The 12,978-nt window shown below is 43.7% G+C and carries 13 protein-coding genes; 8 read left to right on the top strand and 5 right to left on the bottom strand.

From position 1 onward, the window contains the following. Positions 1-96: 96 nt before the first annotated feature. From IGI89_RS02410 to IGI89_RS02390, 5 genes are read left to right on the top strand one after another with little or no spacing between them, the layout of a single operon-like run. Positions 97-2,136 (top strand): BglG family transcription antiterminator, encoded by a 2,040-nt coding sequence (locus IGI89_RS02410; RefSeq protein ID WP_438735280.1) that lies wholly within the window; start codon positions 97-99, stop codon positions 2,134-2,136. Next, positions 2,133-2,414 (top strand): PTS sugar transporter subunit IIB, encoded by a 282-nt coding sequence (locus tag IGI89_RS02405; RefSeq protein ID WP_005227537.1) that lies wholly within the window; start codon positions 2,133-2,135, stop codon positions 2,412-2,414. The genes IGI89_RS02410 and IGI89_RS02405 overlap by 4 nt, the downstream gene beginning before the upstream one ends. A gap of 16 nt (positions 2,415-2,430) precedes the next feature. Next, positions 2,431-3,795, top strand: a complete 1,365-nt coding sequence (locus IGI89_RS02400; RefSeq protein WP_413159430.1) for a PTS ascorbate transporter subunit IIC — start codon at positions 2,431-2,433, stop codon at positions 3,793-3,795. Between the two features lie 22 nt (positions 3,796-3,817). Beyond that, positions 3,818-4,675 (top strand): transketolase, encoded by an 858-nt coding sequence (locus tag IGI89_RS02395; protein WP_438735277.1) that lies wholly within the window; start codon positions 3,818-3,820, stop codon positions 4,673-4,675. Between the two features lie 3 nt (positions 4,676-4,678). Beyond that, positions 4,679-5,641: a transketolase family protein gene (locus tag IGI89_RS02390; protein WP_196043737.1), complete on the top strand. Its 963-nt coding sequence runs from the start codon at positions 4,679-4,681 to the stop codon at positions 5,639-5,641. Positions 5,642-5,753: 112 nt separating this feature from the next. On the opposite strand, the gene IGI89_RS02385 is transcribed toward IGI89_RS02390, so the two are convergent. Both IGI89_RS02385 and IGI89_RS02380 read right to left on the bottom strand, forming a co-directional pair. Further along, positions 5,754-7,223 carry a PH domain-containing protein gene (locus tag IGI89_RS02385; protein WP_438735275.1) on the bottom strand — a complete coding sequence of 490 codons (1,470 nt, stop codon included), beginning with the start codon at positions 7,221-7,223 and terminating at the stop codon, positions 5,754-5,756. Then, positions 7,213-7,704, bottom strand: coding sequence for a PH domain-containing protein (locus tag IGI89_RS02380; RefSeq protein WP_086299101.1), 492 nt, complete (start codon positions 7,702-7,704; stop codon positions 7,213-7,215). The genes IGI89_RS02385 and IGI89_RS02380 overlap by 11 nt, the downstream gene beginning before the upstream one ends. 1,026 nt (positions 7,705-8,730) lie before the next feature. On the opposite strand from IGI89_RS02380, the gene IGI89_RS02375 reads away from it, so the two are divergent. Further along, entirely contained in the window at positions 8,731-9,576 is an 846-nt protein-coding gene (locus tag IGI89_RS02375; RefSeq protein WP_086316882.1) for a class I SAM-dependent methyltransferase, read from the top strand. 114 nt (positions 9,577-9,690) lie between these two features. On the opposite strand, the gene IGI89_RS02370 is transcribed toward IGI89_RS02375, so the two are convergent. From IGI89_RS02370 to IGI89_RS02360, 3 genes are all read right to left on the bottom strand, one after another. Beyond that, a complete protein-coding gene (locus IGI89_RS02370; RefSeq protein WP_008377933.1) occupies positions 9,691-10,152 on the bottom strand; it encodes a GNAT family N-acetyltransferase in 462 nt (153 codons plus the stop codon). A gap of 98 nt (positions 10,153-10,250) precedes the next feature. Beyond that, entirely contained in the window at positions 10,251-10,820 is a 570-nt protein-coding gene (locus IGI89_RS02365; RefSeq protein WP_035006572.1) for a hypothetical protein, read from the bottom strand. Next, on the bottom strand, positions 10,810-11,718 hold the full coding sequence (locus IGI89_RS02360) for a helix-turn-helix transcriptional regulator (RefSeq protein ID WP_086333005.1): 909 nt from the start codon (positions 11,716-11,718) through the stop codon (positions 10,810-10,812). The genes IGI89_RS02365 and IGI89_RS02360 overlap by 11 nt, the downstream gene beginning before the upstream one ends. A 93-nt stretch (positions 11,719-11,811) precedes the next feature. Here IGI89_RS02360 and IGI89_RS02355 point away from each other — a divergent pair, with 93 nt between their 5' ends. Next, positions 11,812-12,228: an effector binding domain-containing protein gene (locus IGI89_RS02355; RefSeq protein WP_061053752.1), complete on the top strand. Its 417-nt coding sequence runs from the start codon at positions 11,812-11,814 to the stop codon at positions 12,226-12,228. Between the two features lie 27 nt (positions 12,229-12,255). Further along, on the top strand, positions 12,256-12,768 hold the full coding sequence (locus IGI89_RS02350; protein ID WP_061053753.1) for a ClbS/DfsB family four-helix bundle protein: 513 nt from the start codon (positions 12,256-12,258) through the stop codon (positions 12,766-12,768). Positions 12,769-12,978 lie beyond the last annotated feature (210 nt).

The following is a 12,978-nucleotide window of genomic DNA, read 5'->3' as shown; positions in this document are numbered from 1 at the left end:
CGGTCCATCGTTTAAAAAAAACGGAGCTTCAGTTGTACCGATAAATGATGGCGATTTCATTTTGTGCAAGCTATAGTTTAGGTGGGGGTAGCAAATATGATTCATTTCAAATTGACGTATCTGTTTTCAGAACCAAATATTGAGGCGTTTCTTCAGTTGACGAAGTGGAGGGATGAGGAATTTCTGGCGGAGATTGCCAAGATCAATCAAATCACTGAACAGCGGTTGAATCAACGAATCACGATGCATGAGGGAGAAGTTTTGATTCCTTCGTTGATTCAACGAAAATGGCCGGAAATTCTTTTCGATGTCCAGAAGAACACGTTGTTTTTTTCGGAAGAAGAGCGGCGGTCCATGATTTATCTTCTGACTTTTTCAGCAGTGAAAGACTTATCCGTCTACCAGTTTCAAGAGCTGTTCTATGTCAGTAAAAATACGATTTTGAAGGATTTAAAGGGGATCAGAGAGGAACTTGCAGCTTTCAAGATTCAACTATTGTACTCTCGAAAATATGGCTTTTATCTAGAGGGAGAGGAATATCAGATTCGCGCTCTTGCTTTTCGAAAAGTCAGTGCGTTATCCAATACGAAAAATGGGAATTTGCTTTTATTTGAGGGAATCTATGAGCAGAATAAAACGATATATATTCAAATAAGAGATCGTTTGTCCGCAACATTGACTGCCTTCAATCTGGTGATCGTACCGAGCCGCTTCGAAGAAATGCTTTATTTTCTTAATTATTTATCCTTTCGGATGGCAGAAACGGCTGTTTCTTTAGCGGAGACAGAAACATCGCTGCTACAGTCGCTGCATGTCCATCAAGTTAGTCAGCAGTTTTTAGCAGAATTTCCTGCCATCAAAAATCGGAAAACAGAAGAACTTTATGTAACGATCCTGTTGAAAACGATTCTGCAAGGAGATATCGAAGATACTTCATTAGAGTTTTTATTGGAATGTGCCAGTAAGATCATTCATGAAATGGAACGGCTGGCAGCTATCGAGTTTGTGGACTATCGCACCCTTTTGATGAACACATTCTATCATCTTGTCCCGGCGTATTTTCGAATCCGCTACGGTTTTCCACTGGAGAATGTACTGATTGAAGAAATCAAGCTGCAATACAATGAGTTGTTTGAACTGACGAGACGAGCACTGGGTTCTTTAGAAGACCTAGTCGGTACGATCCCTGATGAAGAAATCGGTTATTTTACGATTTTGTTTGGTGGGGAAATCAGTAAACAAAAGGCCAAACGCGATTACTTCCAATTGAATGCATTAGTTGTCTGCCCAAGCGGCATCAGTTCATCCTTGATTTTGGAATCAGAATTAAAGGAACTGTTTCCCCAGATCCATTTTTTGCCGGCTCGTTCGATCGAAGAGTATGAAAATGTTCGTTTCAATGAAGAGATTGATCTGATTTTTTCCAGTGCCCCGATCAAAACCAAACGACCATGTTATGTGATCAATCCGATTATGACCCCCATTGAGAAGGATGAACTGTTTAGAAACGTACAAGCGGCATTCTTTCCTTCAAAAACTGGTTTGCATTCCATTGACGATGTGTTAGAAGTGATTTTGCCCTATGTTGATTTAAAAGCAGGCATCAGTAAGCAAAAGCTGAGAAAAATTTTGCAAAGAAAAATCAATCGAGAATTGAATAGAAGGGAAGACCAACGTCCGATGTTATCAGATTTATTAACAGCAGAAACCATCCAATTTACTGAGGTGCCGCTGGCTTGGCAAGAAGCCATTCGAGAAGCTGCTGCGCCATTAAAAAAGACCAATAAAATTGAGGAACAGTATATAACCGCCATGATCAATAAAGTGGTGGATCATGGGCCTTTTATCCATATTGGAAAAGGCATCGCTTTGCCTCATGCGCGTCCAGAAGATGGGGTCAATGCGATCGGGATGTCGTTATTAAAAGTCAAAGAGCCAGTGCTTTTAAATGATGATCCGCAACACCCCATTCAAGTGTTTATATGTTTGGCAGCAGTTGACAATGAGCTCCATCTAAAAGCGTTAGCGAGTTTAACAAAAATTTTGTCGAATAATGAAAAACTAACTGCGTTACTTTCCGCAACCAATGCGGATCAAATAATTGAAGTGATCAGAGAAGGAGAAGATGAAAAATGAAATTTGCAGCAGTGTGTGGGTCAGGATTAGGATCAAGTTTTATGGTGGAGATGAATATCAATTCTGTTTTAAATGAATTGGGTGTCTCAGGTGTGGAAGTGTCCCATTATGATTTAGGAAGTGCCGCACCCGATATGGCGGATGTTTTCTTTGTTGGTGGCGATTTAGCCGATAGTGCGCAGCATCTAGGTGAGATCGTGGTGTTAGACAGTATTATCGATCTCGATGAATTGAAGCAAAAGGTTCAAGCCGTTTGTCAGGAAAAAGGATTACTATAAAAAGGAGTAGACAGTCATGAACGAATTTTTAGATATTCTTGTTGATATCGCGAGTACCCCAGCGATCTTAGTTGCGCTGATCGCCGTTTTGGGGAATGTGCTGCAGAAAAAAGACATTGCCACGATCGTCAAAGGGGGCATCAAAACCTTTGTTGGGTTTCTCGTGGTCACTGCCGGGGCTGGGGTGATCGAAAGCTCTCTGGCGCCATTTGGGGAGATGTTCCAAGCAGCCTTTAACATGCAAGGGGTCGTCCCAAATAACGAAGCGATCGTTGCGCTGGCGTTGACGACTTACGGCACCTATACCGCACTTATTATGTTAGCCGGAATGGCCTTCAATATTTTGATTGCCCGTATCACTCGCTTTAAATACATTTATTTGACTGGGCATGCCACGTTGTATATGGCTTGCATGATTGCGGTGATTTTGAGCGTTACTGGAATGAATACTTTTAATCTAGTTTTATTTGGCGGCTTAGCGTTAGGGATCTGTAACACGATTTTCCCAGCGATCGCACAACCGTTTACTCGAGAAATTACTAAAAATGATTCCGTCGCATTGGGGCATACGGGGAACTTCGGCTACGCATTGAGCGGGTTGATTGGGAAATACGTCGGCAATAAGGAAAAATCCACAGAAGACATTAATTTTCCGAAAGGCCTGTCTTTCTTGCGGGACTCTACTGTTAGTATCACGATTACGATGGCTGTTGTATACGTGATCGTAGCAATTTTTGCTGGGAGTGAATTTATTACAGAAAATCTTAGCAATGGCACGAACTCGATCATTTATTCGTTGCAGCAAGCCGGTTCGTTTGCCGCTGGTGTCTTTGTGATTTTAGCTGGTGTCCGTCTGATTTTGGCAGAAATCGTACCAGCCTTTAAAGGGATTTCCGAAAAGCTTGTTCCTAATGCAATTCCTGCATTGGATTGCCCTATCGTCTTTCCTTATGCGCCAAATGCTGTTCTGATTGGTTTTCTAACCAGCTTTGTCGGTGGAATCGTTAGTTTGATCATCATGGTCTTCACAGGAACAACCGTTATTATTCCAGGTGTCGTGCCCCATTTCTTCTGTGGCGCAACGGCAGGTGTTTACGGCAATGCAACGGGTGGTGTGCGAGGCGCCGTGATTGGTTCCTTTATTCATGGGATCATTATCAGCTTCATGCCGATCTTGTTGATGCCAGTCATGGGGGATCTTGGGTTCCAAGGATCAACTTTCTCTGATACCGACTATGGAGTTGCAGGGATCTTCCTAGGAAACTTAGCCAATATGGGCGGTCAAATCGCCATCTTCTCAGGGATAATTGCGGTAGTCGCGGTCTTGATCGGATTGACGATTTTAAAGAAAAACAGCCGAGCAAAATCTGTTTCTGAATAAATAGAGGATGGAGGGATAAATAGTGGCAATCAGTGAACAAGAATACCACGAACTCGAAAGTTTAGCGGCAAAGATTCGTTTAGATACCCTTTGCAGCATCAAGAAAATGGGGCAAGGCCATCTGGGCGGTTCCTTTTCAATTGTTGAATTATTAGCCGTTTTGTACGGCAAACAGCTGCGGGTCAATCCACAAGATCCACAGTGGACGGATCGTGACCGACTCGTTTTATCAAAAGGACATGCTGGCGCCGCACTGTACAGTGCATTAGCAAATACGGGCTATTTTGATCGGTCGTGGTTATGGACGATCAATGAGGGCGGCACGAGACTGCCTTCCCATCCGGATCGCTGGAAAACGCCGGGGGTTGATGCCACCACAGGTTCACTGGGGCAGGGGACTTCCATGGCTGCCGGGATCGCGACGGGTCTGCGCTTGGCAGGGAAGGACAATTTTGTTTATTTGATCGTCGGGGACGGCGAACTAAATGAAGGACAGTGCTGGGAAGCCTTCCAATACATTGCCCACTTCAAACTGAATCACTGTATCGTCATTATTGATGACAATAAAAAACAGCTAGATGGGCCAACCAAAGACATTCTTGATCCCTTTGACATCCAGCAGAAGATGACTGCATTTGGCTTTTATACAGAAAAAGTTCCAGGAGCAGACATGCAAGCCATTGATGAGGCAATCGAGCGCTGCAAAGCGATCGAAGACCAAGCAGTTTGCATTGTCTTGGACAGCGTGAAAGGACAAGGCATTCCTTTCTTTGAAGAATTAGATGCCAATCACTCCGTGAAGTTTACCACGGATGAAATCAATCAAGCGGCAGAAGCGGCAATCAAAGAGTTGACGATAAAAATCGAAGGAGGACGCTAAGGCATGTTTACATTAAGCAAAACCACTGCTGCTGGTAAAGAGCTGCGAACATGTGTCGTTGACACATTGGTGGAACTCATGGATGAAAATAACCAGCTAGTTGCGTTGGATGCCGACCTTGGCTCTGCCAGCGGCTGGACAGCGATTGCCAACAAACATCCCCAACGCTTTATCAACATGGGGATCGCGGAAGCCAATATGGTTGGCGTCGCTGCTGGCTTGAGTTTAACTGGCTATACACCTTTTATCCACACTTTTGGGCCATTTGCAACGCGCCGGGTATTCGATCAGCTGTTTATTTCTGGCGGCTATGGCGGCAATACGATCAATATTTACGGTTCTGATCCGGGGTTTGCAGTCGGACACAACGGCGGCACCCATACGACATGGGAAGATGTGGCTTTGATGCGAATGATTCCCCAATCGATCGTCTGCGATGCAGCGGATGAAGTCCAAATGGCGTGGATCATAAAAACCTTTAGCCAATTATCCGGCGTTCATTACGTACGAGGCAATCGGAAAGCGGTTCCGACGATTTATGAAAAAGGCTCGACCTTTGAACTAGGGAAAGGCAATGTTTTAAGACCAGGCGATGAACTGTTGTTGATTGCCAGTGGCCAACTGGTTTCTGAAACACTGCAAGTGGCAGAAGAATTTGCAGAAATAGGAATCAGCTGCGAAGTGATCGACATGTTCACCATCAAACCGATCGATAAAGAATTGATCATCCGCGAAGTTCAGGGAAAACGGCAAGTCATCACCATCGAAAATCATTCTATCACCGGTGGACTAGGGAGTGCCGTCGCCGAAGTGCTTGCTGAAACTGGCAGTGCTGTTCCCTTAAAACGTATTGGTGTCAACGAACGATTTGGCCAAGTCGGCACACCCGATTTCCTGCAAAAAGAATATGGCTTAGATGCTGCTTCAATAAAGCAGCAAATCGTCGAGGGGAAGGTCAGGGGATAGAAAAAGGAAGCATCAACGAATCAATGGTTGGTGCTTCCTTCTCATTTATTTCAGGTCTTGCGAAAAACGTCAAACAACGCGTCAGTTCTGCTGTTTGACGTTTTTTTATGAACTACGACAAAAACCAGCGCCGTAACTTTTCTGCTTCGGTTAATGGGAAGTAGAACAGCTTACTTTCGGTGAAGGTATCTTCGGTTTTGATGGTCAACTGTGACTTGCCCAGACCTTTTTTGTGCTGCCAATACGTCGTGGTGACGGTGAAATCTTGGATTTTATTTTTCTTCAGATAAGCGGTCACCTTTGTTAAGCCGCGAATCGTTTGACACAACAATACATGGTTATCTAAAAATTGATACCCTTGTATTTTGCCCCGCCAGATGCTTGATAACACGAAGGAGCCAAAGGACACGAAGAAAATCAGCGCTAACCACCAGAAAAAGAAGGCGGAGATTCCTACAACAAGCAGCCCGATAAGCAGTGGCCAACGGCAAAAGTACCAAAAGTTGGGTCGCGGATTTTTCACTAGAGCGGTTTGTTGAAACGACCATTCAGGTAAAAAGCGGGCCAATGTTTCGGTCAGCTGCGCCTCTTTCAAAATGGGGAACAGATAGACCGTATCATCGCTTTCTGAAGAACTGCCAGCAGCCAGCAGTAACTTGACGGAGCTTAGATGAAAGATTCGGCGATAAAGATTTTGTTCGACACTTAGCCCTTGGATCCTAGCGAGGGGAATCGTTTGGTGTCGTTTAGAAAACAAGCCTTGCGTGATCAGCAGCTGTTGTTGGTTCGTTTCCACCGTAAAGCCATAATAGCGGAAAAGATTTCTAGCGATCGCAAGAAAGAAAAACAAAATCAGCAGTCCTAGCAAAAGCGCAGCACCTAATAAAAGGCCGAGTTGCTGCAAATCCGATGCATAGGTAAAGAGATTGGGAATGTTGTCGATCACGTTGTAGCCGATGACTAGAACCAAGGTGAAAACAGAAAAATCAGTGAGAGAAAACAAGAAAATCTCCTTGAATTTCAAAGTGAATGTTTCTAACGGCGGATTTGCTGTTTCCTCACCCGAAAAAACAGTAGCGTAATTATTGGTTGGTTCTTCTCCACTAGCTGCTTGGGCAGTCAGCTCTTGTGGTGTCGCAGCCGCTTTTTTTGACGCTTCGATGGAGGCAATGAGAGCCAGCGGCAACGCTGGGAAAAGAATTTCGGCTTCGCCACTCGAACTTGCGGCGCTTTCCAACTTCACTTCAGCTAGTTTAAACGGACGTAAATAAAAGTAATGATTCTCTTGAATCGTTTGGATGCGTTCAAACGGCAAAATCGTTTGTTTTTGGATAAAGAGTCCTTTGTTGACTAGCACACTCGTTTGATCGATTTGAAAGGTAAAGCGGGTGTATGACAGTACCGCAAAAATCAAACAGACCAGTAAAAATAGCAGAATGCCGCCCAGAATCATTGGCAAAGAAGGGGCGTCGTTGAATAATTTGAATACAAGCAGAAACGCTAGTACCAGAAAATTTTTGCAATTTTTGAACCAATAAAGACCGATACACAGCAACGGCAGTCGTTGTTTTTCATAGATCATCTTTGACCACCTCGACTAAAGTCATAATGGTTTCTCGCAAGCGTTCGGCTTGCGCCACTGGTAGGCCTTCAATGGTGTGGTTGGTGGCAGCCGTATGGATCTGTAAGGAGACTAAGGAGTATTTTCGCAAAAAGATCCCTTGGTCTGTTTCGATATGCTGGATTCGGCGGATCGGAATATACGTGGTGCTGCGGAATAGATAGCCGTGTTGAATGGCGATATCATTTTCTTGGATCTCGTAGCGATGGAATGTGTAACGGTAGCTCATTAGCACAAAAGAAAGCAGATGGCTGATCAAAGTCAGCGCCAATAAGCTTGACCAAAGGGTGATCACCCAGAAATGCAGCCAGTTTTGCGTGGCTAGAAACCAAAAAGAAGCAGCGAAAATCAGGCTGAAAATAATCAGTGACGTAATCCTTCGCAACCGCCAAACACGAATGATGGTTTGAGGCATTTGTTCATTTAATAAGGGATAATTCAAGGGAAACATCCTCTCTACATAGAAATAAATAGGGTTACCCACAAATATAGTGGAGATAGAAGAAAAAAACAAGGTCAGGAATTAAAAATAGTTAATTGTGATTTAAATATTGATGCGAATAGGTACAAAAAAGAAAAAGACACGTTTGGCTAACCAATGAGCATGAGTTTGTTCGTCATGAAAAAAGCGAATCTGCTATTGACTCTCCCTCAAGAGGAGCCAGTATGCTTTAGTAGAATAGGGCGATTTCTGTAGAAAATGATCGAGGTTGCTGGGCTGTCAAAAGAAATCAATGGACGCAAAACAATTGATCAACTGACCTTTTTGGTATTGGAATACCGCTGGTCGTACTATTTTTGACCAATAGGATTGGTGGAGATAAAGTGAGGGGGGCTGTTTCTTATACATCACAAGATAGTGGCAGATAGAAGAAGTACCAGAAGCAGTTTGTACGGTCCATAGAGGAGCCTATGCAGAATTTCCGAAAGCCTATGCTGCAGTTATCCAGTTTGTTGAAAACAACGGCTAACGAATCACAAGGCCTTTTCGTGAAAGCTATATTGATGGCATTTGGAAGAAAGAAAGTGAAGAGGAATGGCTGACTGAGATCCATCTTCCTGTTGAAAAAATCAGCAGGCGACAGTAAGCAGAGACGTAGTTTGATGCAGTTTTTTTGTTAGGCAAGGTGTGAATTGCAGTAAGAACTTCTTTTATCGAAGGAAAGCAGGCGATTCCCATTGACAAATCGACTGGCGCCTTCTAAACTAAAAGCAGAAAAACAAGAGAAAAAGGTGATGGCTCCGGCCTATCTGCTGTTATTCCTTCGTTAACAGGGGTAGGACTGGAAAAGAGTAAATAAAATCAATTTCATAGGCAAAAAATTGACTGCATGCAGTTTTATTTGAAGTGCCTATCATTGATTTTATTTTACTCTTCGCTTTTTGATCTTCATCGTTTGAAGGTTGACCGCAGAGTGAAATCTGCGGTCTTTTTTGTTTTTCAATTATTTTGAAAGGGGAAAATAAGATGTACCAAGAATTGAGAAAGGCAATCGAGCGGCCACCGCTCTATAAAAAAATGGCAGAGGCGTTTTGGGACGATGCGTATATTTCCAAGCAAATGTTAAAGGCTCATTTGGATCCTGATTTTGAGGGAGCGAGTAGAAAGGTTGACTTTATCAACGAATCCGTTCGATGGATCAGTCGCCTTGTTCCGCCAGAAAAACAGACGCAACTTCTTGATATCGGCTGCGGACCAGGGATCTACGCGGAAAAATTTGCAGCGCTGGGCTATGAAGTGACAGGCGTTGATTACTCCAGAAGATCCCTTACCTATGCGAGAGATTCTGCGAATAAGCGGGAACTAAATATTACCTATCTATTTGATAACTATTTGGAGATGGCATTGCCTCAGCAATTTGATTTTATTACCTTGATTTATTGCGACTATGGTGCCTTAAATCCAGAGGAACGCAAACTACTGCTAAAAAATGTGCTGGCGCATCTAAAACCGGGTGGCAAATTTTTGTTCGATGTATTTACGATTGCACAGTTTTTAACGCTTAATGAAGAGCAGACCTGGGAAAGTCACGAATCAGAAGGGTTTTGGAGGGGGGAGCCCCATCTTGTGCTATATCAACGATGGAAATATCCTGATCACGTCTTGCTGGAGCAAACAACGATTTTAGCAGAAGGTGAGACCACAAATTATTACTTATGGACGACCTATTTTACAAAAGATGCATTGCTGAGGGAAGTTCAGGCTGCAGGCTTTGATATCTGTGAGGTATTTGGCGATGCTAAAGGCAGTCCTTATAGCGAAGAAGATTCAACAATGGCGATACTTTTGAAGAAGCCACAACTGAAAGAGTAGTTTTCTGTAAATAGAAACAAAAAGAAACGATGATTTTTCGTCGTTTCTTTTTGTTTGGCTCGGAACTGATCGATCAATTTTTTCGTACTAATGATCGGGCCTATTCAACACTACTCATTCAGCGAAACGTCGAACCATCGTAATATCTGTTTCCAAATAGCCCATTTTTTTGTATAGCTGATACGCAGATTGATTATGGGCAAAAACGTGCAAGCCGATCTCAGTGATGCCTTGCTGGATCGCCCACTTTTCCAAAGCTTGTAATGCTTTGGTTCCATAGCCTTTTCCTCGCTGGTCTTCCTCGATGATAAAGTCATAGATGAAGGCTTTCTGGGCAGCTGTGTTGATCCAAATCACCCCGATCGGTTCACTAAAATCAGCTGCAAATAAAGAAAACAAGTGATTGTTTTCAGTGGCAGTCCCTTGAGGAAGTAAAGAAGCAAAGCTTTCTTTGGCGAGGGAGAGGGCCTCGTCTTTGGCCCATGTGCCTGCTTGGATTTTGTCATTGGCGTATTCGAAAACAGCATTGGCTAAGTAGGCAGCGTAGTCGCTGTCTTTCATTGGTATTAAGTTCATCTATTTCTCCTTTCGTCCTTTTGGATTCTCCCTATCTTGCAGAATGATTGCAGTAAGGGGAAATGGGGACGCTTGATTGGTAACTATTTGTTCCCCCTTCAGTTGAAGGTCTCTGACAGCGGGTCTCGTCGTTGAAACAAAAACAGGTCATCCGGTGCAAACTGGTGGCGTGCATCGCAAGTATAGCCTCGCAACCAGTCACAACCATCGATGCGGCGAACGTAGAATCCTTTGGGGAAATCATCGGTTTTCTCCAAAGGCATAGAAGCGATCGTGATTGCGGCAGCTGGCGCTTTTCCTTGGGATTTCAGTCCGGTGCTATTTGCCAGTTGATGATAACTGAGGCGAAAGTGTAAGGCCATTTCCAATGTACAATCGGTCAGTCCATAAGAAGGTGCAGCTGCAAAAATCTCCGTCAACGAGCCACCTTGTGTGAGTCCCAGTTCTTTAAGGGAAACAATCACACAAGTAGTACGCTGTTTATCGGCACTGAGGGAGAGGTGGGGATGGCGCAAGAGCTGGTTGGCATACGCGTTTAAGTGAATCTGCTGTTCTTCCAACTGCTGGCAAAGGCGGGCTAGCGAAACCCCGCCATAGTCTACGATCACTTCTTTCAAATCAAACACTCCTTTCAATAGGGATCCATTTCTTGAAAAATCAGTTCGCACCCTCGTTCTCAGTCAAATTGGCATAAATCGCAGCAACTTCTTCTTGGTAACGATTCTTTAGTCGAGGGGGACTTAAAATGCGTAGGCTTTTTCCAAAAGAGAACAAATAGGGCACCACCCAGCTTTCCTCGGGTAAATCAACGGTAACCACAGCAGTGCCTTCCTCCGTCAAAGTAATATCCTGATGATCGAACTCATCATATACCCGATAAAGAACGTCGGCTTGAAAGAATAGACGAGCGGGATAGGTGTCAACAGTCAATTCAATGGCAGAATTAGGCGCAGTGACCGGAAAAAAATGCTGTTCAGTGACGTGGACCTGACTCATACGGCTGATTTTAAATGTCCGAAAGGCATTCTTTTGCTGGTCGAAGGCTTGCAGATACCATGCTTGCGAACGAAAAAGCAGTTTGTAAGGCTGACAGACGCGTTTTTGCGGTCCCTGTTTACTGATATAGTCAAAGGTGATCACGTGGTTCCTTAAAATACTCTTTTTTAATAAATCAAACGTGTCGTTGCCGTTTTCTCGCCGATGCCAAGTGGAAAAATCAACTTCTAGCCAGTCTGCATCGTTTTGCTGGAATAAGGATTGCAGTTTTGCCAATGATTCTCCGCTGATCTGTGGCGTCAGCTGGCGAATCCCTTTCAACGCCAAAAGCAGGTTTTTCCGTTCTTCCTCTGATAATAACACTTTATCCAACACAAAACTGCTTAACAAATAGACGCCGCCATTTCGACCCGTTTCGGTATAGATGGGTACGCCAATACTGCTTAAGGTATTGATATCTCTGGTGATGGTGCGAGTCGAGACTTCAAATTGTTTGGCTAATTCAGAAGTGGTTGCTTTTTCATGATTCAACAGGTGGTAGATAAGGCCGAACAGGCGTGTCGTGCTCACTTGGTTTACTCCTTTTATAAAAAGATGATAAAACACTGACAGAAGGTGTCTAGGTTTCTATCGTATCATAAAGACAAAGAAGGAGGAACACTAATGAAATTTTCGATAATAGAAACGGAAAGAACCAATAATTTTACTGATCCAGCGATTCAAGCAAAAATCACTGGCTTATGGGAGAAAAACAGCGAGGCGGTCAAGAAAGCCGCAGAAAAAGGAACGGTCATCGCTTGCGTTTACCACGAGTATGAGTCAAACTATCAAGGAGACTATGCCGTTTCGCTTTGTTTCGAAGAAACGGAGCAAGCAGACTTTGATACAGAAAAATATACTTGGAAAAAGTATCCGGTCGATCGGCGCGATGCGCAGGGCATTCTGACTACTTGGCGTCAAGTCTGGTCAGAGGAAGAAAACCAGCAGTTGCAGCGCAGGTATTCCTTTGATTTCGAACAGTATGCGCCAGACGGCGAAGTAACGATTTTTATCGCCATTGAAGAAAGCGACAAAGAGTAACCATTTTCCTGAATAGGAGGACAGTCAATGAGACAGTACGAAAGCAAAGCAGACTTGATCCAAGAGATCACAGAACGTTACCAAAAATTTCGCCAAGAATTTGTTGAAATTCCCGAAGCGTTACGAAATCAACGGATAGCAAGTGTCGACAAGACCCCTTCAGAAAATTTGTCTTACCAAATCGGCTGGGTCAGTTTGTTATTGTCATGGGAAACACAGGAACAACAAGGGATGAGCGTTCACACACCTGCTGAAGGGTATAAATGGAACAACCTTGGTGGATTGTATCAATCCTTTTATCAGACATATGGCAGTTTGACCTTAGCACAGCAGCAAGAGCTCTTAGACCAAAAGGTGACGGCACTTTGCCAGTGGATCGAAGGCTTATCCGATCAGGAATTGTTTGAAGCAGGGCAACGGGATTGGGCAACCACCAAAGCACAGTGGCCAGTCTATAAATGGATCCATATCAATACAGTAGCACCCTTTACCAATTTCCGAACGAAAATCCGAAAATGGAAAAAGGAAGCACTGCATTGATTAATAGAGAAATGAATGAATCGAACAGGAAAATCACACCCTTTTCATAGTGTGATTTTTTGCTGTACATAAAAAAACGGTTTATTGAGAAACAATGGCAAAGAAGCGCCAGCGACTTGCTATCAATTGTGAGAGACTGAAAATCGTGCTATGATGGCGTTAATCAGAGCAAGGAGGAAAAAGCTGATGTGTGGTGGCATTATTTCCCAA

This window comes from Enterococcus sp. AZ141 (assembly GCF_051714385.1).
GTDB classification, from domain to species: Bacteria; Bacillota; Bacilli; order Lactobacillales; family Enterococcaceae; genus Enterococcus_D; species Enterococcus_D entomosocium.
This window is presented reverse-complemented; position numbering and strand designations above follow the sequence as displayed.